18 protein-coding genes and 1 pseudogene are annotated in these 22,720 nt (G+C 31.5%); 11 read left to right on the forward strand and 8 right to left on the reverse strand.

All coding sequences use genetic code 11. The features are described 5' to 3' along the window. Positions 1–71: 71 nt before the first annotated feature. The gene (locus B3J26_RS01275; protein WP_291072811.1) at positions 72–1,085 is read right to left on the reverse strand and encodes a beta-ketoacyl-ACP synthase III; all 1,014 of its coding nucleotides are present in this window, start codon (positions 1,083–1,085) and stop codon (positions 72–74) included. 84 nt (positions 1,086–1,169) lie between these two features. Beyond that, positions 1,170–2,045: a DMT family transporter gene (locus tag B3J26_RS01280; protein WP_115000757.1), complete on the reverse strand. Its 876-nt coding sequence runs from the start codon at positions 2,043–2,045 to the stop codon at positions 1,170–1,172. Between the two features lie 173 nt (positions 2,046–2,218). Here B3J26_RS01280 and B3J26_RS01285 point away from each other — a divergent pair, with 173 nt between their 5' ends. The 3 genes from B3J26_RS01285 to B3J26_RS01295 all read left to right on the forward strand — a co-directional run bounded on the left by B3J26_RS01285 (position 2,219) and on the right by B3J26_RS01295 (position 4,877). Continuing rightward, a complete protein-coding gene (locus B3J26_RS01285; protein WP_291072814.1) occupies positions 2,219–3,025 on the forward strand; it encodes a TerC family protein in 807 nt (268 codons plus the stop codon). Between the two features lie 51 nt (positions 3,026–3,076). After that, a complete protein-coding gene (locus tag B3J26_RS01290) occupies positions 3,077–3,892 on the forward strand; it encodes an HAD family hydrolase (protein WP_180904564.1) in 816 nt (271 codons plus the stop codon). 79 nt (positions 3,893–3,971) lie between these two features. Next, positions 3,972–4,877 (forward strand): polysaccharide deacetylase family protein, encoded by a 906-nt coding sequence (locus tag B3J26_RS01295; RefSeq protein ID WP_180904565.1) that lies wholly within the window; start codon positions 3,972–3,974, stop codon positions 4,875–4,877. A 50-nt stretch (positions 4,878–4,927) separates the two neighbouring features. On the opposite strand, the gene B3J26_RS01300 is transcribed toward B3J26_RS01295, so the two are convergent. The 4 genes and pseudogenes from B3J26_RS01300 to porU form a co-directional block, all read right to left on the reverse strand. Continuing rightward, the gene (locus B3J26_RS01300) at positions 4,928–5,329 is read right to left on the reverse strand and encodes an OsmC family protein (RefSeq protein ID WP_291072817.1); all 402 of its coding nucleotides are present in this window, start codon (positions 5,327–5,329) and stop codon (positions 4,928–4,930) included. A gap of 7 nt (positions 5,330–5,336) precedes the next feature. Beyond that, positions 5,337–6,242: pseudogene (locus B3J26_RS01305) on the reverse strand (pirin family protein). A gap of 126 nt (positions 6,243–6,368) precedes the next feature. After that, complete coding sequence (porV, locus tag B3J26_RS01310) at positions 6,369–7,553, reverse strand: type IX secretion system outer membrane channel protein PorV (RefSeq protein WP_291072819.1); 1,185 nt, start codon at positions 7,551–7,553, stop codon at positions 6,369–6,371. A 37-nt stretch (positions 7,554–7,590) separates the two neighbouring features. Continuing rightward, complete coding sequence (porU, locus tag B3J26_RS01315; protein ID WP_291072821.1) at positions 7,591–11,454, reverse strand: type IX secretion system sortase PorU; 3,864 nt, start codon at positions 11,452–11,454, stop codon at positions 7,591–7,593. 164 nt (positions 11,455–11,618) lie between these two features. Here porU and gldJ point away from each other — a divergent pair, with 164 nt between their 5' ends. From gldJ to B3J26_RS01335, 4 genes are all read left to right on the forward strand, one after another. Continuing rightward, on the forward strand, positions 11,619–13,247 hold the full coding sequence (gldJ, locus tag B3J26_RS01320; RefSeq protein ID WP_291072837.1) for a gliding motility lipoprotein GldJ: 1,629 nt from the start codon (positions 11,619–11,621) through the stop codon (positions 13,245–13,247). A gap of 65 nt (positions 13,248–13,312) precedes the next feature. Beyond that, positions 13,313–14,593: a UDP-N-acetylmuramoyl-tripeptide--D-alanyl-D-alanine ligase gene (locus tag B3J26_RS01325; protein WP_291072823.1), complete on the forward strand. Its 1,281-nt coding sequence runs from the start codon at positions 13,313–13,315 to the stop codon at positions 14,591–14,593. Between the two features lie 21 nt (positions 14,594–14,614). Next, the gene (locus B3J26_RS01330; RefSeq protein ID WP_291072825.1) at positions 14,615–15,139 is read left to right on the forward strand and encodes a hypothetical protein; all 525 of its coding nucleotides are present in this window, start codon (positions 14,615–14,617) and stop codon (positions 15,137–15,139) included. Positions 15,140–15,407: 268 nt separating this feature from the next. Further along, positions 15,408–16,511 carry an endonuclease gene (locus B3J26_RS01335; RefSeq protein ID WP_291072827.1) on the forward strand — a complete coding sequence of 368 codons (1,104 nt, stop codon included), beginning with the start codon at positions 15,408–15,410 and terminating at the stop codon, positions 16,509–16,511. 387 nt (positions 16,512–16,898) lie between these two features. Here the strand turns inward: B3J26_RS01335 and fsa are convergent, their stop codons facing one another. Both fsa and B3J26_RS01345 read right to left on the reverse strand, forming a co-directional pair. After that, the gene (gene fsa / locus B3J26_RS01340) at positions 16,899–17,555 is read right to left on the reverse strand and encodes a fructose-6-phosphate aldolase (RefSeq protein ID WP_125349844.1); all 657 of its coding nucleotides are present in this window, start codon (positions 17,553–17,555) and stop codon (positions 16,899–16,901) included. 83 nt (positions 17,556–17,638) lie between these two features. Continuing rightward, positions 17,639–18,391 (reverse strand): SDR family NAD(P)-dependent oxidoreductase, encoded by a 753-nt coding sequence (locus tag B3J26_RS01345; protein WP_125349843.1) that lies wholly within the window; start codon positions 18,389–18,391, stop codon positions 17,639–17,641. A 188-nt stretch (positions 18,392–18,579) separates the two neighbouring features. Here B3J26_RS01345 and B3J26_RS01350 point away from each other — a divergent pair, with 188 nt between their 5' ends. The 4 genes from B3J26_RS01350 (at position 18,580) to B3J26_RS01365 (ending at position 22,700) form a co-directional block, all read left to right on the forward strand. After that, positions 18,580–19,338 carry a hypothetical protein gene (locus tag B3J26_RS01350; protein ID WP_291072829.1) on the forward strand — a complete coding sequence of 253 codons (759 nt, stop codon included), beginning with the start codon at positions 18,580–18,582 and terminating at the stop codon, positions 19,336–19,338. 7 nt (positions 19,339–19,345) lie between these two features. Beyond that, on the forward strand, positions 19,346–20,107 hold the full coding sequence (locus B3J26_RS01355) for a hypothetical protein (RefSeq protein ID WP_291072831.1): 762 nt from the start codon (positions 19,346–19,348) through the stop codon (positions 20,105–20,107). Positions 20,108–20,143: 36 nt separating this feature from the next. Continuing rightward, positions 20,144–22,186 (forward strand): S9 family peptidase, encoded by a 2,043-nt coding sequence (locus tag B3J26_RS01360; protein ID WP_291072833.1) that lies wholly within the window; start codon positions 20,144–20,146, stop codon positions 22,184–22,186. A gap of 61 nt (positions 22,187–22,247) precedes the next feature. After that, on the forward strand, positions 22,248–22,700 hold the full coding sequence (locus B3J26_RS01365; RefSeq protein WP_291072835.1) for a hypothetical protein: 453 nt from the start codon (positions 22,248–22,250) through the stop codon (positions 22,698–22,700). The last annotated feature ends 20 nt before the right edge of the window (positions 22,701–22,720 follow it).

The raw sequence follows: 22,720 nt of genomic DNA on the forward strand, positions 1-22,720 counted from the left end.
CGAGGATATGACGTACCCACACTTCCATAATAACGATTTCTTTTTTGTATCGCTATTTCAGGACGGGACACTTACCAGTTCATCAAAACAGAGCCCCATGTAAATCCTGCTCCAAAAGCTGTCATCATTACTAAGTCTCCTTTTTTGATTTTACCTTCTTGCTTTGCCTCACTCAATGCAATCGGAATAGAGGCTGCTGTTGTATTTCCATAACGCATAATGTTGTTATAAACTTTCTCATCTGGTAATCCCAATTGTTTTTGTACAAATTGAGAAATACGCAAATTCGCCTGATGTGGAATAAATAAATCTAAATCTTCTGGCTTTTTATTCGCAGTCGATAAAGCTTCTATAATTGATTCTGGAAAACGAGTTACCGCATGCTTGAAAACATAGTTTCCATTCATATATGGATAAATCTCTTTTTTAGTTAACGTATTACCTTCTTTCAATAATTCGTCCGACCAACCTGTTTTTGTTCCAGGGAAAGTAACTGCTAATTCTTCGGCAAATTCACCTTCAGAATGTAAATTAGTCGATAAAATTCCACGTCCTTCTTCTTCCGATGCCGAAACAATTATCGCTCCTGCTCCATCTCCAAAAATTACTGAAACGCCACGACCTTCATCCGACATATCCAATCCGAATGAGTGCACTTCTGCTCCAATCACCAAAATATTTTTGTAAACTCCTGCTTTTATAAAAGCATCAGCCGTTGATAACGCATATACAAAGCCAGAACATTGGTTACGAATATCCATTGCCCCAATTGTACGACAACCTAACTCTTTTTGCACCAATACACCATTTCCAGGAAAATAATAATCTGGAGATAAAGTCGCAAATAATATAAAATCAATATCTTGAGCAGTGATTCCTGCATCTTGTAACGCATTTTTAGCCGCAATAACTCCCAAATCTGTAGACGAAATCTTAGAATCTGGCTCGATATGTCTTCTTTCGACAATCCCTGTACGTTCCTGAATCCATTCGTCATTGGTGTCCATCACCTCAGCTAAATCAAAGTTTGTAACAACTCTTTCGGGAACATAATGCCCAACACCTGTAATAATAGAGTGTATCATGTGATTATGGTTTACTTTTCAATTGAAGCAAAGATATTAAATGATAAGCATTCTTTAAAACAAATACGTCTTTTTGACAATAAATTATTTAGAAAATCTTGTTTTTAATATTCCGTTCATAATGATAGAAAGTACCATTACCCCTGTAGCAATGTAAAATATAGGATTCATATGTTCTGAATCTCCAAAAATAAGACTTGCCAAAATGATGCCATAAACGGGTTCTAAATTTACGTTCAGCATCAACGTAAAAGCACTTACATGTTTCAGTAAATCAACTGATTCTATTTGTGCAAAAGCTGTAAAAATGACACCAAGTAAAGTCAACCATCCTAAGTTTGACCAACTTATATTTACAACTTCGGAAATAGCTTCTGGCTGAAAAAGAATCATTACCACCGAAAGTGTGATCACTCCACCAATCATTTCGTATAAAGTAACTTTAGTTGGTTTGATTGATTTTGGTAATCTCGAATTAAGAACAGCAAACAATGCAGATAGAAAACTACACAAAATACCGATGATAATTCCCAATTTATAATCCTCTGGCGATGCATTAAAAATAACAGCTACACAAGCAGAAACGATTATGGCAAGAATAATTTCGAGCAGATTAATTTTTCGCTTAAAGAAAATAGGTTCTAAAATCGCGCTAAAAAGCGCGCCCATCGACAACGTACTCAACGCAATTGAAATATTAGAAAGTTTGATCGACAAATAAAATGTAAACCAATGTATTCCGACAATTCCACCGATAGCAAGTAATCTCAATAATTCGTTTTTAGTCACTTTGAAATCCATTTTTCTGAATTTCATGTAAATAAAAACCGCAATAGCCGCAATAAGAACACGATACCAAACCATTGGCAACGCACTCATTGTAACTAATTTTCCGAAAACTCCTGTAAATCCCCAAAGAAGTACGAGAAACTGCAACCGAAGTTGAACCTTTGAAATCATTCTAAGCCTTTTTCGCAAAAGTAGAGTTTAATTCTATATTGCTAAAACGATTTAATTGAATTAATCTGTAAATAATTTTGTATAAGTTCTAATGTTAAATTAACATCAAATAATTATTACTCAAACTTTAATTGTTATTCTTAGTTGTATTTTCGAAACTTCAAAATTTATCGATGGATTTTAGTATTTTTTTACAACCAGATGCATTAGTTGCATTATTTACATTAACAATGTTAGAAATCGTTTTAGGGATTGATAATATTGTTTTTATCTCTATTTTGTCAGGAAAATTGCCTGCACATCAGCAAAAGAAAGCGCAACAACTTGGTTTATTTTTAGCCATGTTCACTCGTGTAATCCTTTTATTCTCGTTAAGTTGGGTGATGAGTCTTACCACTCCTCTATTCAATATCGGCGAATGGATTGGCATTACTTCAACCGAATGGTTAGAAAAATTAGCTATCTCTGGTCGAGATTTAATTTTATTAATCGGAGGATTATTCTTGATTTATAAGTCTACTGTAGAAATTCACCACAAAATAGAAGGTGTTGAAGAAACTGATGGAAAAGTGAAAGTACATTCTTTTGCAGGAACTATTGTACAAATCTTAATTTTAGACATTGTTTTTTCATTAGATTCTGTGATTACAGCAGTTGGTATGGCAGAACATATCGAAGTTATGATTGCGGCTGTAATTATTGCTGTTGCAGTTATGATGCTTTCAGCAAGTGCGGTTTCTAAATTTGTGAACGATCATCCAACGGTTAAAATGTTGGCTTTATCATTCTTATTATTAATCGGTGTTTCGTTATTAGCAGAAGGATTTGATCAACACATTTCGAAAGGATACATCTATTTTGCAATGGGATTCTCTGTTTTAGTCGAATTCTTGAATTTGAAAATGAAGAAAAAGCATTCGAATCCAGGAATTGTCCGAAATATGGTTGGCGACGCAGAAGAACAAAACAAAAATTTATAACTAACTTTAAGGTCTCAATTATGAGACCTTTTTTATTTAAGAAAAAAATCAATGCAAAATATAAAACTAATCGTGACAGATATGGACGGAACTTTGTTGCGTTCTGATCATTCATTAAGTCCAGAATTCAATAAAATTTACGAAGAATTAAAAGAAAACAACATCACATTTGTACCTGCAAGTGGTCGTCAATACTATAGTATCATTTCATATTTTGAAAATATAAAAGATGAATTGGCAATTATTGCTGAAAACGGAACTTATGTTACCTACAAAGGTGAGGAAGTTTTTATTGACGAATTGGATTGGTCTGTTGTAAAAGAAATCGTAGAAGAAGTACGTAAAATAGAAGGTGCAAATATTGTTTTGGCTGGCAAAAATGCCGCTTATGTGGAATCGAAAGATGAAACTTTTTTAGAATATTTTAAAAATTATTACGATAAAAATATTTGGGTTGATGATTTAAATAAAATCGAAAATGAACAATTCATTAAAATTGCAGTAAATCATGCTGATGGAACAGAATTTAATGTATTTCCAAAATTAGTTGATTTTGAAAAATATGGATTAAAAGTTGTGGTTTCTGGCGAAGTTTGGTTAGATGTTATGAATAAAAAATCGAACAAAGGAGTTGCATTACAAGCTTTGATGAATAAATTGGATATTTCTTCTGAAGAAATCATTGTTTTTGGCGATTTTATGAATGATTTGGAGATGTTACACTTGGCAAAATATAGTTTTGCAATGGAAAATGCGCATCAAAATGTAAAAGAAGTAGCGAATTTTAAAGCGCCTTCTAATGATGAAGATGGTGTAATTCAAGTTATTAAGCAATATTTACAACAATTAAAAACCGTAAACACTTAATAATCTGACAAATAACATCAATCATTTAACATTTCAAATCAGATTAAATTATTAATTTCGCACAAAACCTAAACAATCAATGTTCACTATCAACAGACATCTAAAAAGCTTTCTTGCAATTGGAACTTTACTTTTTGTTTTTTCTTGTAAAAAGGCAAATAATCCAATTCAAAATCAAACAACAACTTCTTCTGAGCCAAAAGAAATTTTGCAGAATGATGTTGATTCTATTTATACAGTAAAAATTGACTCATCTACTTTGCAATTAGATACTATTGCAAAAGAAGAAAAGCAAAATCCTATTGATTCGACAAAACAATATGTCTACCTAACTTTTGATGATGGTCCATATAAAGGAAGCAAAAATATCAATAAAATATTAACCGAAGAAAATGTAAAAGGAACGGTTTTCTTAGTTGGTTTTAATGCTTTTACAAAAGATTTGAAACAACATGTAGAAGATTATAAAGCTAATCCAAATGTAGAAATTGCTAACCATACTTTTTCGCATGCTCGCAACAAATACAAAGCTTTTTACAGTGTTCCAGAAAATGTTTACGAAGATATTCGCAAAAATGAGGTGGTATTAGATATACATTCTCGTTGGGTGCGTTTGCCTGCGCGTAACACATGGCGTTTGAACAAACGTAAAAAAGACGATCCAGTAAAAAATGCAATTCCAGCAGCTGATTTATTGGCTAAAAATCAATATTATATTTACGGTTGGGATTATGAATGGGAAAGAAGTGGAAAAAAATCTGCAAATCATCAACTTTCTTCGCCTGAAAAAATATACGAAGGAATTGTACATCGTTTGGATCAAAATAAAACATTCGAAAAAAATCATTTGGTAATTTTAATGCACGATGATATGTTTAATGAAGATTATAACGCAGAAAAATTAAGACAATTAATTGTTTTATTGAAACGTAATCCGAAAATTGTAATCGAAGGAATTTCGGGATATCCAACCAGGATTAGCTAGATAAAATATTAAGATAAAAAAATCCACTTCATCTGAAGTGGATTTTTTTATTAAATAAACTCTATCGTTGTTTCTATCTCGTGACCTTTTTCTAATACTTTGTGCACAGGACAAGAATTTGCAACTTTCAGTAATCTTGTTTGTTGTTTCTCATCGAAATCGCCTTCTATGATAACATGACGTTGAAAAGTGATTGGCTCAGTTGTAATCATATCAAAATTGACATCTACCTCAACTTTTTTGTAAGTAAATTCTTTGTGATTCATATACATTTGCAAAGTAATCGAAGTACAAGAAGCCAATGCAGCTCCCAATAATTCGCTTGGTTTTGCAGCTGTATCCAAACCTCCTTTGTCTAAAGGTTCATCTACATTAAATTCGTGTTTTCCAGCTTTAATATTCGAAATATAGTTTATATCTGTCGAAGTTGACGTTACATTAATATCACTCATTATCAATTTATTTATCGTTTTCTTTTACTTTAGATTTTTGTTGTGCTTGTGGAATTGGAACATAATCGTCGTCACCAGGAACTTTAGGAAAACGATGATTAATCCAATCTTCCTTCGCCGTTTCAATCGTTTATCTTGAAGAACTTACAAAATTCCAAAAGATAAAATGTTCTTCTGGTAATTCTTCTCCTCCAAAAATATAAACCGTAGAACCTGCCGCAATTTCAAACTCACACAAAGTAGCTTCTTTCGCTACTAATAATTGTTTTGTTCCATACGTTTCTCCTCCATCTTTGATAGAACCTTCTAATACATACAAAGCAGATTCTCCATACAAATCTTTTCCTAAAGAAACTTTGAAATCATTTTTAGCTTTAATCTCAATAAAATATAAAGGAGAATAAACAGGCACGCCAGAAGTATGTTCACCAAACTTACCAGCAATCAATCTATAATCAGCATTTTCGTCCGACCAATTTGGTAATTTATCTGCTTCAATATGAACAAAACTCGGCTCCATATTTTCTAATTCTTTTGGCAAAGCCACCCAAATTTGTAAACCATGTAATGTTTTTTCTGTTGTACGTAGATATTCTGGAGTTCGCTCAGAATGCACAACACCTTTACCAGCAGTCATCCAATTCACAGCTCCAGGCTGAATTTCTAATTCAGTTCCTAAACTATCGCGATGCATAATCGCTCCTTCAAATAAATAAGTCAAAGTTGATAAACCAATATGTGGGTGCGGTCCTACATCAAGATTTTGATAATCTTTCATTTTTGTTGGTCCCATATGATCGATAAACACAAATGGTCCGACATGTCTTTTTTGACGAAACGGTAATAATCTACCCACCAAAAAATTTCCTATATCAGCAGCTTTTTCTTCTAAAATTAATCCAACGTTAGACATAATTAGTTTAGTTTTTTAATTGATGTAAAATTAGTTTTAACTATTAATTTAAAACTTGATTTAAGTTAATAAATAAAAAAAGGCTAACCAAAAGGTTAGCCAATTATAACTTAATCTTAACGATTTCTAGTAATCGTAACTATTTTGTGTTTCTCCCCCAAAATTCCAAGCAATACCGAAACGTAATGTGTTTTCTAAAGCATTGTTTGTATCTGACATTGGAATTAAGTAAGAAGCATTAAAAGCAAACGCATTGTATTTTAGTCCTAAACCTAATGTCAAATGTTGACGATCACCTTTCATTGGACTTTCATGAAAATAACCAGCGCGAATAAACAAAGCATCATTATAAGAGTACTCTGCACCAACAGAATACATAATTTCTTTTAACTCCTCTTTTCCTCCCCCTGGAGCATCTCCAAATGAACTGAAAATTCCAGACATTACACCTTTATTAGGAATATATCCTGTACCAGGAATTGGATTTCCATTTTCATCTTTCTCATATGTTGGAGTTGGGACTAATAATTTAGAAAATTCTGTTGTAATTCCTACTTTATTGTAATCATCAAATTTGAAATCATATCCAACACCTAAACGTAATGTTGTAGGTAAATATGATGCATTATCTTCTGAGTTTGAATAGTCTAATTTTGGACCAATATTAGAGATTTGGAAACCTCCACGTAATTTACCTTCAAAATTGTTGGTATCCATTGTTTCTGATTGATAATACCCTGCAATATCAACTGCAAAAGTATTTGCTGGTTGAACTGAAACATCAGGTACACCGTTAAATAAATCTGAACGAATGAAACGACCTGTTACCGCCATAGAGTAATTATCTGTTAAACGTAAACCATACGATAAATCGATAGAGAATTCATTTGGTTTAGCAATACCATCAGGCTTTATTTTACCATCAGCTCCAATACTATTTAAATCAATTTCACCCATATTGAAATAATAGATACTTGCTCCTAATGTACTACGTTCTTCTGTGCCTAAGAAAGTGTAATATGTTGCATTTAATAAAAAGACATCATTTACCAAAGATCCCATATAAGGCGTATATGAAAAAGCTACACCAGAATAATCAGGCGCAAAAGAATATTTTGCCGCATTCCAAAATTGAGAATAGTTATCCGCTGAGGTTGCAACACCTTGATCTCCTAATCCTCCTGCACGTGCATCTGGAGAAATCCTTAAGAATGGTGCACCTGTTAGAATCGGATTGATAACTTCGTCTTTATTTTGAGCAAAAGTAAATCCTGATGCTAAAATCAATAAACTTGCTGTAATTTTTTTCATTCGTTATATTATTGATTATATTTTATCTTTTTATTTATTATTTTAATATGACAAGTTTTTCAACTGCTGCGGCTGATCCTTTACAAACTGTATCATCAACACCTTTCACATTGACCTTGTAAATATAAACACCTTTTCCTATTTTATCTCCAAAATCGTCCAAACCATCCCATTCTATTGCATATTTACCTGTTCGATATCCTTCTCTAAAAGGTTCTGCCGAAACAGTTTTTCGGATTGTTTTGACTAATTTTCCTGAAATTGTAAATATCTGAACTATTACATCTAATTCAGAATCACAATTATGTTCAAAATGGAAAAACGTATTCTTAGTAAATGGATTTGGCCAATTTAGCAATTTATCAATATGCAATTGTCCTGTTCCATTTTCCATTACTACAAAGTCTAACGTTGCAGTATTCGAATTATTGTTGATATCCCAAAATTTTAAATTCACAGTATGTTGACCAAGTTCAAGATTTTTTAATTGATACATTACTTGTCCTTTCTGGTAATCCTCGAAATTCTTATTGACACAAGGATTTGCATCACCTCCATCATAATATTCATTCAACACATAAGCATCTTGTACTTTTCCATCAAGTGTTGCTACAATATCGTGCCCAATACTTGATCCTGTTGCATTAATACCTGAATTATCTGTTAAACACCCCACCAAATAAGGCGAACGATCTGTAATTCCTCCATTCGCAAAATGAAGATTATTCATATATAACTTGCCCTGCGGACGTTCATCATCATTTAATCCTTCTTCGTTAATTCCTTCAATCGTAATTGTTTTTAAAGTCGATGCATCTTTACCATCTTTCTCATCCCAAGCATAAAACTTTATTTTACGATTTCCTAGCTCATAATTAATATCTTTCGGAACATAAAACTGAATCGTAAATTCACCTTTTTCAACTTTTCCTGTTCCTTTATAAATTGTTTTATTTTCTGTTTCGAAAGTTTTTTCAGCCCAATTAGACTCCGATAAAATGGTTTTCGTTTCAGGTTTTTCATACAAACTAATCGCAATTTTCCCATTGAAATTATTATCAATAGAAGTGTTAGATAATTGATTTACTTTACCTGTAATCGTTATAAAATCTAACGCTTGCATCTTACCGCCTGCAAGAGCATCTACATCTTTTTTATTTTTGAAGCTGATGATTTCAATATCTTGTTGCGGACGATGAATTGACAACATTGGGTCTCCAAGAATACTTACACTTTTGTTATTTATATGTTTTGGAGAATAATTTAATTTTGCTTCATTAAGCGCTTTACCAATTGTTTGATTTTCTATTCCAACTTTCTTAAAAAATTCTTCGATCAAAAAATTATTCATCGAATCTCCATAACCTGTTCCAATCGGACGGTTAGTCGTAATCATAGATAACGCTCCTCCATTTGCATTTTTCAACATTGCTTCACCAGCAGAATTATATTGCGGTAAATCCCAAATTGTAAAATCACAAGTCACAGTTGTTACGATAGGTAAACGTGAATAAGCTGCATTAAAATTGGATAGATTTGTTAATTCTTCTGCTGTTATAATTCGTTCTTGCGCCCAACTACGAGGACCACCATGACCATAATACATCAAGAAGTTTGAACCTAGCTCGATTCCATTCAGAATTGCTTGATTTACGGTTGGGTATCGAACTCCAGCAGAAGTACTTTCGGGTTGATGAGCTCCTGAATATATTTTATTAATCGTATAAATTTGATTCTCAGGCTTAGAAAATTCTGTATCAATTTTGGCATTTAAACCTGGAGTATTTACATTATTATCATTATCCGTAACAGCAACAATTTTTGTTCGCCAATCGCCATACGAAGTTCCTTTTCCTTGAACTTTATCGTAATATGAAATTATTTTATCAACCAAAACCTTTGCTTCAGCAGAGTTAGAAGCAGAAATTCGTCCTACAGCTATTTCAAACCAATTGGCATCGTAACTATAAACTCCATCTACACTATTCGATAACATTTCGACATTATCAGATAGCATTGCAAAATAATCGTCGGTTGCAATCGCACCATCAATATTAAGAGAAGGTTCGTCTGTAAAAGTTGGAAGATAATTTGTAAAATCTTTTACTCTGTTTTTCGGATCATAGGTTGTTGCTCCAAACAAAACGCCATATTCTAAATTTGGACTTGACCCATCTTTTAAGAATTTAAAGAAATCACGAATCGCAATAGGATCTTGACTCCCAGAAGAAAAATCGTTGTAAACTTGTTCCGTTGTAACAACTGCAACATTTATTTTATCATGATTTTTTCTGAAATCTGCTAATCGTTGAGCATCTGCTAAATATTTTGGATGCGTAACAATTATATAATTTATATCAGTTAAACTACGAATATCTTGATTTGCTATTTTCCCTACATATTTTGCATCTATAAAAGCATTTTCATCCTTAAAAGCGACAAACTGATTCAGATGATTTGTACTAAATTTATACAAATTACTTTGTGGAACAATTGAAGAAATTGAATGAATATCAGAAACATTCCAAACAGAAACATTTGCAGCATTATTCAATGAAAAAGCATTCACACTTCCATTATTAATATCTTCTAAAAACTGAAAAGTGAATTGCTCATTGTTATAGGTTAAACCATCTTTGAAACGCAATTGTAAATAATCTAAATATGCTAATCCAGAAGGATTTGTTCCGCTAGAAGAAACCGCAATATCGATCGTATTAGAACTTAATGAAATTGTTTTATCTTGAACACTTCTATCAAATAAAGAGTTTCCTAAAGAATGAGTAAAAGTTTGTCCATTTACATTGACGTTATAAGAAGTATTGTTTGCACTTTTTCCAACCACCGCATAACGCAAATAGGCTTCTCCACCATTTACAGTATTCGCTTTGAACGTTTTCTTGAAACCTCCATTTAAACCAATATTTTCTCCAACCCAAATTTGCCCAAGACCATTTAAGTTAATCGAATCTTTTTCATGAAACTGTAAATTATCAAAAGTCGAAAAAGTTTTTACAGGACTTGCAGTAAGCGTTTGCTCACCTACTCGCTTGCCATCTTCTCCATTAAAACTGATAAAATAGTAAGCAAAATCATCATATAAATTATAGCGAACTTTTGCATCTTGTAATGTTGTCGTATTATTTCTATACCATTGATGTGGACCTTTCGCATAAAACAAAACATAATCTGAATTATCAAAAGAATTGTCTTCTCCTCCAACAAATTTTATTGGAATTTCATTCAAAGCGCCAGTTCTATCTTCCGTCAAATTTTCCATCAAACGCCCTTCACCATTTCCATAGATTTTTAGCGATTTTGGATTAAAATTAGTCGGAATTCCATTTTTAGTAAAGAAACTTTTATCTAATTTGAAAACGCCATCTTTCGAAACTTTTATTTTGTACCAATCTCCCGTTTTCAAAACACTTGTAGTCGAATTATCAATTAATTTTCGAGAAGATATTTTTCGAGATTGTATTGATTTCAGAACAATTGAGAAAGATTCTATTTTTAAAATCTTTTCATTTTTTTTGACAAATGGTACAACTTTAACAATCAGTTTTTGCTGACCATTTTTATCAATAATATTATATGAAGAAAAATTAATTTTATCTGTAATCGAAGAGGTATTCAAATCAGCCAATTCATTCTGTACTTCTCTAAATTGAACATTTGACAATTCAACTTCTTGATTTGTAGAATTTAACTCAACGACAAATTCTGGAAGAAAATATCCTCCAACAAAATAATTATCTTTATTCGAGAAAAACGGCACATTTACCGTATTTCCATTCGTTAAAGAAATTGTTTGATTATTCTCCCAATTTATTTTGTAATTTTGACTAAACAATTGAGGAAATTGAAGCAAGGTTGCAACTAAAATAAAATATTTCTTCATGTCTGAATAACGCTATTTTGACAAATATATTTTCAATCGTAAAATAAAAAAATAATTCTTACGTTTGATACAAGAAATAAAGCATTTTTTCGTTGTAAGATTAATGTCAAATGCTTTTATTTGCATTAAATTTAATTTTCGAAAACCAGAAATATTCTATGAAAATGAATAAAGGACGTATTTTTTCTCTTGCTCTTGCAGCTGTTACTATGAGTGTATTCATGGGTTGTGCAAGCAGTTCAGGAAAGAAAAAAGGAGGTGGAACAAAAAATTTCACAAGTCGTACAGGATGGAAACCAAACGATAGTAAAGGTTGGTTTTTTTCAGGTAAAAAGAAAGAAAACATCAAAGCTTGGCCTGGAATGGTTTTCATCGAAGGTGGATCTTTTACGATGGGAATTACGAAAGATGACGTGTTACACGATTGGAATAATTCTCCTGTTCGTATGCAAGTAAAATCTTTCTTTATTGGTGAAACTGAGGTTACAAACTACGAATATAGAGAATATTTAACTTGGTTAAAAGTTGTTTTCCCACCAGAAGACACACAATACAGGGATATTTATAATGGAGCATTACCAGATGAAACGGTTTTTAACAATCAATTATCTCGTGATGACTTCTCTACAGAAAATTATTTATTTTCACCAGAATTCAGCTATTATCCAGTAGTTGGTATTTCTTGGTTACAAGCCGTTAACTATTGTGATTGGTTAACAGACCGCGCAAACGAAAAAGCCTTGATGAACAAAGGAATCTTATCAAAAGATTACTATGCTAATGAAGAATATAATTACGGAAATAAGACATTTAGTGCTGAGCAATATAAGTTAGGCGATACAAATGTAAACGAAGCGATTGACTCGACGAAAATTATGAGAGCGAATCAAATCAAAACACAAAATACCCGTATCTTAAAAGCGAATCGCGCTACTAGTTCTTTAGAAGTGCAACCTTTCCGTTTACCTACAGAAGCTGAGTGGGAATACGCAGCATTAGCTTTACCTGGAAATCGTGAATACAACGAATACAAAGGAAAAGATGTTGCTCAAAACAACTTAAGAGTTACAAAAGGTGCTCAAAGAGGACAATATTTAGACAACTTCAAACAAGGACGTGGAGATTACTCTGGAATTGGTGGATTTGGTAACGATGGTTCTGCAATTACAAGTGATGTTCGTAAATATCCTTCAAATGATTTTGGTCTTTACGGAATGTTAGGAAATGTTGCTGAATGGGTTTCTGATGTTTATCGTCCAATTATTGATGAAGAAGCAAACGATTTCAACTACTACCGTGGAAATATTTTAAAAACAAAAATTGACAACGGCGCAGGTGGTTTTGAAAAATATGACGAAACAAATGTTGAATATGATACATTAGACAACGGACGTTTAGTTTACAAAGGATTACCTGGTGCTTACAAAAAGCAAACAGTATATGATTTAACAAATTATCGTGATGGTGACCCTAATTCTTCTTTATCACCACGTACTGAGGAAGGTAAATCTGCTGATCAAGCAACAGAAGATATGTACAACGCTCCTCAACGTAAATTTAGAGTAGATGAAAAAGGTCGTGTAATTTTAGAAAAAGATTCTTCTAAACGTACTTCTGACATCTCTGATGAAACACGTGTTGTAAAAGGTGGTTCTTGGAAAGACCCTATTTACTGGATAGATCCAGGACAAAGACGTTACTTACACCAAGCAAGTGCAACAAACTGGATTGGTTTCCGTGTAGCACAAGAATACTCTGGTAGTTTCGAATCAAAACGTAAACGTAGAGGATAATAATCCTTTTCAAAATATTTTAAATCTCGGTGATTAATTTCATCGAGATTTTTTATTTTTACATTATGAAAACAGCAGAAATATTCGATCAATTTCTTAAATCGAAAATAGTTACGACTGATACACGCAACATCTCACAAAATTGTATCTTTTTTGCTTTAAAAGGAGCTAATTTTAATGGAAATACTTTCGCTCAAGAAGCGATTAATCAAGGAGCTGCAATAGCAATTGTTGACGAAAAAGAATTTGAAAATACATCTCAAAATATTTTTTTGGTTAATGATGCTTTAGAAACTCTACAAGATTTAGCGAGAACTTATCGTAATTACCTTAAAATACCATTTATTGGATTGACTGGTTCTAATGGGAAAACAACGACAAAAGAATTGATTTCAGCTGTTTTAAAAGAGAAATTCAAAACGCATTATACTTTCGGAAATCTGAATAATCATATCGGAGTTCCTTTAACTATACTTTCTATTCCAGAAGATACAGAAATGGCTGTGATCGAAATGGGTGCGAATCATCAAAAAGAAATCGAGTTATTAGCTTCTATTTCTCAACCAGATTATGGGTATATCACCAATTTTGGTAAAGCTCATTTAGAAGGTTTCGGAGGAATTGAAGGTGTGATTAAAGGAAAATCTGAGTTATATGAATTTTTGAGAGCAAATAACAGAACTGCTTTTGTCAATTTTAATGATCCAATTCAAGTTGAAAAAACTGAAGATATTAATCGAATTACATTTTCTGATCAACATAATGCAGATGTTCAAATCGAATTGATAGAAAATGAAACTGAATATTTGGCGGTTAAATACCAAGATTTAAAAATTCAATCTCATTTAACAGGAAACTATAATTTTAGCAATATTTCGTGTGCAATTGCAATTGGACAACATTTCGGGATTAATGCTAAAACTATTCAACAAGGAATCGAAAATTATTTTCCATCAAATAATCGTTCACAAATTATCAATAAAGAAAATTACAAAATTGTGATGGATGCTTACAACGCAAACCCAAGTAGTATGGAAGCTTCATTAAATAATTTTGCAAAATTTGAAGGTTCTAAAACAGTTATTATTGGTGATATGTTCGAGCTTGGAGAAGAATCAAAATCTGAGCATCAACGTATTTTAGATTTAGCTGAAAGTTTAGATTTTGATCAAATTTTTATTCTAGGACATAATTTTGGTGAAACAATTACGAATAATCCAAAAGTACAAAAATTTGAAAACCGTGTTGCCTTTGAAGAATGTTTGAAAGAAAATCCAATCAAAACTCAAAATATTTTGATAAAAGGTTCTCATGGCATGAGACTTGATTTATTAGAAAATATTTAAAATCAACACACTGATTATCTGATGAATAAATCAAGTTTATTTTTTATTTTAATTTCTTTTTTCACATATCATTCTCTTCAAGCACAATCTGTAATTGAATGGAAAAAAGATGTAAAACTTAATTACGAAAACTTTAAAAAGAAACCTATTCAAACAAAGGTTCCTCAAGGATTTTTAGATTCAAAATTAGGTTGGCAAATTGCAGAATCTACTGGAGAACTTCCTGAACTTTGGGTTACCAATAAATTTGACGAAAGTAATTCGTGGCTATCTATGCAACATGCAGAAATTTTAAAAGAAATGCAGTTGCAATTTGACTTGTCTGAATTATATGCGCGAAAAATCAGAAAAGATTTTAAAGATTTACAAGCCAAAAAAGTCATGGATAAAGATTCTTATCGAGCAAAATTTTTGTCAGGCTCTAAGAATTTTCAGAAAAAATTGAAATCGATAGGTGGAGTCTCTTTAAACCAACCAGATTTATATAAATTATTGAATAATCAAATTCAAGATTCATTGGTGATTTATCAGAATTACAGTAAGTAAAAGAAGCTCTAAACTTAACTATTTATTAATTTTAGATGTCTTTTTTATATATACATTTGTAACCTTTTCAAGATAAAATATATGAAACAGATTTCTACAATTTTGTTATATAATACAAGGCTTCCACTTGTTGAGCAACTAAATTTAAATAATTTCAATTTAAAAATTTTGAAAAACGTTTATATATTCAAAAAAATAATTATTAAATAATAAATGAGAGAATTAAGATATTTTTCGTATCTTAATTCTCTTTTTAAATTCATACTGTATGAAAAAAATAATTTTACATCTTAGTATTTTTTTAGTAGGTTCTAACCTTTTTGCTCAAGCGCCTGCTAATTATTACAACAATGCAACTGGTAGCGGTTTCGTATTAAAAACTCAACTGTATAATATAATAAAAGGTCATTCAACAAAAAGTTACGATGCTTTAAAAGGATTATATAGACAAACTGACTCTGATAATGGATTTCAAGATAAGTATTATGAAAAAGATAATACCATTTTAGACATCTATTCTGAAATTGCAACAGCTAAAGATCCATATAATTTTACACCTGGTCAAAAAGAATGTGGAAATTACAAGAATGAAGGAGATTGTTACAATAGAGAACACTTAATCCCTCAGAGTGTTTTTAGTGAGAATTCGCCTATGGTTTCAGATCCATATCATATTTGGCCAACTGATGGTAAAGTAAATGGTATGAGAAGTAACTATCCTCATGGTGTTGTTGGTAATGCAACATACACATCACTAAATGGCTCTAAATTAGGAAGTAACTTAAATTCAGGATACTCTGCAGGATATTCTGGAACAGTTTTCGAGCCAATTGATGAGTTCAAAGGGGATATCGCTCGTGCTTATTTTTATTTTGCTACACGCTATCAAGAAAATGGTATTCAAAGTTGGACTTATGCTATGTTTAATAAAACAAAAGATAAAGTTTTTACAGATACTTTCTTGAAAATATTAATGACTTGGCACTTAAATGATCCTGTTTCTGATCGCGAAAAAGACATTAATAATTTAGTATACAGATACCAAGGAAATAGAAATCCATTTATTGATCATCCTGAATATGCTGAAAAAATTTGGGGTTCGGATTTAGGAACTGGAGATTTCGAATATCAAAAACGTGATGATGTTTCAGTTTACAATGCAACAAATCGTTCGATTAAAGTTAAACTTGAAAATAATTCGAAATCAATTCAGAAAGTTTCTGTTTTTAACTTTAATGGACAATTAATTAATGAAGTTTCAAATTCATCTAATCAAAAAGAAGTTGAAGTTAATTTCAAAACTCCAGGTGTTTATATCATCAAAGTTGTTGGAAAACAAATGGAAATCAACAAAAGAGTTGTAATAAAATAATCATTTATCAAACCATCATAAAAAAATCCTTCGCTCATACAAGTGAAGGATTTTTTATTTTAGTAAATGGAAAAAATTATTAGTCATTATTGATATCTTTCTTGAAAAATGTGCTTCCATAAAGAAACATGATTAATAAAAAAGGGATACCAAGCGTGACTGATAACAAAATAAATGTTTTTAACATACTAATAAGAAATATTTTAGTTTCTAATACTTTTATCAATTTACAATTAATAATTTTATATTATTCACAATAAAACATCTTTTTTTATTTATTAACACTATTTTTATCAACTTGATAATTAAAAGCTTTTCATTAATATAAATTCATAAAAAAAGTCGCTTAAAATTAAGCGACTCATATATAGAAAATTCTATTTTAAATTATTGGTTTCCTTTAGCATAATCAGCTAAGAATTGTGCTAATCCAGAATCTGTTAATGGGTGTTTTAACAATCCTAAGATTGATGATAAAGGTCCTGTCATAACATCAGCACCAATTTTTGCACAATTAACAATATGCATTGTATTACGAACTGAAGCAGCTAAAATTTGAGTTTCGTACAAATAGTTATCATAAACCAAACGAATTTCTTCGATTAAGTTTAAACCATCTGTCGAAATATCGTCTAAACGTCCGATGAATGGAGAAACGTAAGTTGCACCAGCTTTTGCAGCTAATAATGCTTGTCCTACAGAGAAAACTAAAGTAACGTTAGTTCTGATTCCTTTTGTAGAAAAGTATTTACACGCTTTTACACCATCTTTCGTCATAGGAATTTTAACTACAATTTGAGGATTTAAAGCTGCTAAAGCTTCACCTTCTTTTACCATTCCTTCGAAATCAGTAGAAATTACCTCAGCAGAAACATCTCCGTCAACTAATTCGCAAATTGCTTTGTAGTGATTCAAAATATTTTCTTGACCTGTAATTCCTTCTTTTGCCATTAAAGATGGATTTGTTGTTACACCATCTAAAACTCCTAAATCTTGGGCTTCTTTAATGTCAGCTAAGTTAGCTGTATCGATAAAAAATTTCATTGTTTGTTTGTATTTCGTTCAGGCAAAATTAAGGATTAAATTATAGAAAACCATTTAATCTTAAAGATTCGATCAAAAATATTTTAAACCGCTGTATATCCTCCATCAACAAGGTAATAACCACCTGTCATAAAGGATGCTTTGTCCGAACTTAAGAATAAAACCAACTCCGCAACTTCTTCTGGCTGTCCCAAACGACCCATTGGATGTTTTGTAACAAGCAATTCTAAATGATCTGCACTCAAATTATTCGACAACAAAGGCGTCATAATATAACCTGGTCCAACTGCATTACAACGAATATTTTTTGGTCCGTATTCCGCTCCAATGTTTTTCGTCAAACCTACAACTCCATGCTTTGCAGAAGTATAAGCCGAACTCATTGGCGCAGCGACAGTACCATGAATAGAAGCCATATTAACAATAGAACCTCCTCCATTCTTTTCCATTGCTTGTAATTGATATTTACATCCGTAAAAAACACCATTAAAATTGATATCTATTACTTTTTTCCAACCATCTAACGGATAATTTTCAGTCAGCTCGGCAGGACCACCAATTCCAGCATTGTTACAAGCTATATCAAGTTTTCCATAAACTTCAAGCGTTTTATTTACTAATGCTTCATTATCTTCTGGCGAAGAAGTATCAGCTTTGAAAAATATCGCTTCTCCTCCATTCTTTTTGATAATTTCTACTACTTCATTTCCACCTTCTTCATTAATATCCGAAACCACAACTTTCGCACCCTCTTTGGCATATAATTCAGCAACAGCTTTTCCAATTCCAGAACTAGCACCAGTTACAATCGCAACTTTATCTTTTAAACTTGACATAATTTTATGATTTTAATTTAAATAAAGTTAATCATTTATAATCAGATCTATAAATCATTTCTTACAAATAATATTATTTTAAATGATTCAATTTTATTAACTATTTTGGAATGAAAAATTCAGCATAACAAATATATTTAGGTTAAAACAATTCTATTTTTTTATATTTGATACAAATAACTTTTTAAATGAAAAATTTAATAGCTGCTATACTTTTATGTAGTTTTTCTACGATAAATGCACAAGAAACAAGTGATTATAAGTACATCAATATTCCTGAAAAATTTTCTAGTTTTGATAAAGATGAATATCAATTAAATAATCGATTAAGATATATTTTGACGCAGAAAAAATACGAAGTTTTACCTTCTGATAAATCTGCTTGGCCACAAGAAGTTGTGCAAAATCCTTGTTTAGCTTTGAATGCGGATATTTTAAAAGTTAAAAGTTTTTTGAATAATAAATTAGAGGTAAGTTTTACAGATTGTTCTAATAAAAATATTGAAAAATTTGAAGGAACTTCTAAGATTAAAGAATATGACAAAGGTTACCAAGAAGCAATAAAATTAGCTTTAAATCCTTTGAAATCTCAAAATGCAAAGGCCTCCGTTCCAATGGTGAAATTAGAAAAACCCCAAACAGAAACAACAGCTGCATATATGCCAGAACCAAAAGGAAATCAGGTCACTGCTACGAATTTATTGACAGATGGAACAACTACTTATCAAAAAATTGAACTACAAAATGGTGGTTTTATGTTGATGTCCGAAAACGGAAATCAAGTTGTTGCAAAATTTGAACCGACCCTAAAAAATGGAATTTACAGAGTAATTGTTACTAAAGGAAATTTGAATTATTTTTCAGTAGGTTACATTAGTGGAAATACAATTTCGTACGAGGTTTCTGAAAATAATAGTTGGAAAGAAGTTAAATTATCGGCTAAATAATCTTGCTATGAAAATTATATTATCAAGTTTATTTCTTATTGCTTTATCGTCATTACAAGCACAAAATGTAGCTGATTACAAATATGTTATCATTCCTCAACTATTTAAAGATTTCGTAAAAGAAGATTATCAATTGAATACAGGATTGAAAACTGCTTTGAGAAAAAAAGAATATGAAATAGTAAATGAAAATTCTATTCCGTTAGATGTGCAAATCAATCCTTGTTTAGCTACAAAAGCAAATATTGAAAATACTTCTGTTGCTTTTAAAAATAAATTAAAAGTAACGTTTACAGACTGTAATAATAATGTGATTTCAACTTATGAAGGTTCGTCAAAGGAAAAAGATTTTACAAAAGGTTATCAAGAAGCCTTAACATTTGCTATGAATCAGGTTGGAAAACAAAATGCGAAAGATTTACCTATAACTAAAACAGAAAATACAACAATTCCAACCGTTAAAGAAACAAAGAATAAAGTCGTTACGCAAGTGTCAAATAAAACTGTAGAAAACAAAAACGTCTACAAATCAAACGGAAAAAATTACACGACAGCAAGTACAAATAACAACGAATTTGTCTTAATCGATCAAGAAAATTCAAAAGTTATTGCGCAATTTTATCCATCTGCTCAACAAAATGTTTTCCATGTAACAGTGATTTCTCAAAACGGAAATTATCAAACAATTGGTTATTTAAATGGAAATAATATCATCATCGAATATAAAACAGGTGATAAATCTTGGTCAACTACAACTTATTCAAAGTAAGTTTTTATAGTACATTTGCACCTTAAATTTTAGAAAATGCAAGCACCTATTGCGAAAAAAATAGAACAAAAATTAGAAAAACACGGAGATATTCGCATCGATAATTATTATTGGTTGAATGATCGTGAAAACTCTGAAGTTATCGATTATTTGAACCAAGAAAACGATTATACAAAAGCTATTTTACAACCAACGGAAGCGTTACAAACTAAACTTTTTGAGGAAATGAAAGCACGAATCAAAGAAGATGATTCGTCTGTTCCTTACAAATTGAATGGTTATTGGTATTTAACGGAATATCAAAAAGGGAAAGAATATCCGATTCACAAACGTCGTAAAGATAGTTTAGAGAATCCAGATGAAATTCTTTTTGATGTCAACACAATGGCTGAAGGTCATTCGTACTATCAATTGGGTGGAATTTCGATGGCACCAAATAATCAATTGGTTTCCTTTGGGGTTGACAATGTTTCGCGAAGAATTTATACGATTCAAATCAAAGATTTAACAACTGGAGAAATTCTTTCTGATAAAATAGAAAACACAACTGGAGGTTCTGTTTGGGCCGCTGATAATCAGACCTTATTTTATACAAGAAAAGATGAAACATTACGCGCTTATCAAATTTGGAAACACAAATTAGGGACAAAACAAGAAGATGATGTCTTGGTTTTTGAAGAGGCCGATGATACGTTCAATGCGTTTGTTTACAAATCAAAATCAAGAGATTACATTATTATTGGATCTTCAAGTACTGTTTCAGATGAGTTTAGATATATTCCTTCTAATCAACCAGATGCAGCGTTTAAAATCTTTCAAGAAAGAGAACGTGATTTAGAATATTCAATCGAACATTTTGGTGATTCATTTTATATTCAAACCAATAAAGATGATGCGTTTAACTTCAAATTAATGAAAACTTCTGTCGAAAAAACAGAACAAGAAAATTGGATTGATGTGATTCCTCATCGTGAAGAAACATTGATTGAAGGTTTTGAGATTTTCAAAAATTATTTGGTTATCGAAGAGCGCACAAATGGTTTATTGCAGATGAATATCAAAGCATGGAATAATTCAACTGATTATTATTTGCCATTTAACGAAGAAACCTATACAGCAAATGTTGGCACAAATCCAGATTTTGATACTGACATTTTACGTTACGGATATACATCATTGACAACTCCTTCTTCTGTGATTGATTTTAACATGAATGATAAAACATTCGAAATCAAAAAAGAACAAGTTGTTATAGGTGATTTTGACAAAGAAAATTATATTTCTGAACGAATTTGGGCTGAAGCACGAGACGGAGAAATGGTTCCAATCTCATTGGTTCGTCGAAAAGATACACCTCTTTCTGCCGAAACTCCTCTCCTACTTTACGCTTATGGTTCGTATGGTTACACGATAGAGCCTTATTTTAGTTCGGTTCGATTAAGTCTTTTGGACAGAGGTTTTATTTATGCAATCGCACATATTCGTGGTGGTCAATATCTTGGTCGCGAATGGTACGAAGATGGAAAAATGTTAGAAAAGAAAAATACATTTTTCGATTATATTGATGCAGCAAAATATTTGATTCAACAGAATTACACTTCATCAAAACATCTATATGCAATGGGTGGTTCTGCTGGCGGATTGTTGATGGGGGCTGTTATTAATTACGAGCCAACATTATTCAATGGAGTAATTGCGCAAGTTCCTTTTGTGGACGTTGTCACAACAATGTTAGACGATTCTATTCCACTAACAACAGGGGAATATGATGAATGGGGAAATCCGAACGAAAAAGAATATTACGATTACATGAAATCGTATTCGCCTTACGATAATGTGGAAGCAAAAGCTTATCCAAACCTTTATGTTTCGACAGGTTTGCACGATTCTCAAGTACAATATTGGGAACCTGCAAAATGGGTGGCGAAATTAAGAGATTTAAAAACAGATAATAATATTCTACTTTTAGATACAAATATGGACACAGGTCACGGTGGTGCTTCTGGTCGATTCGAATCGTTGAAAGAAGATGCGAAAGAAGATGCTTTCTTATTTATGTTAGAAGGGATTACAGAATAAATTTCAAACCAAAAAGTCAACAAATTTGTTGGCTTTTTGTATTTTTAACCAAACCTACTCTATGACCTTTATTTTCTTAATCTTTGGATTAGCAATTGCGGGATTTCAAACAATTATTCTCAAAGAAATTTGGCAAGTAAACCTTCGTCCAAAATGGATTTTATTCCTTATAACTCCTCTATTAATAAGTATTACAGATTATTTTTGCGACGATCAACTCACAGCTTTTGTATTTTTTGGAGCAATAGCTTCAATATTCTTTATTGCAGTTACTGGTATAATTTTTCAAAATTCTACCAATTTTGATGAAGAATCAAACAGTTTCAAACACAAAAAAAGTTACAGTGAAATTGTCCAAGATTATAATCAGCCTTTTTACCTAAATCCTGCTTGGGGAATTGCTTATCAACTCTATGTCGTTGCGATGATTGGAATTTATATTTTTGTTCCAAATGAAGTTTATGAATCTGATTTAAATTATAAATTGATTGAGCAAGATTTAGCTTTACAATGACACTATCCTATCAAGTGTGT

Source organism: Empedobacter sp. UBA5987 (genome assembly GCF_002429865.1).
Taxonomy (GTDB): Bacteria; Bacteroidota; Bacteroidia; order Flavobacteriales; family Weeksellaceae; genus Empedobacter; species Empedobacter falsenii_B.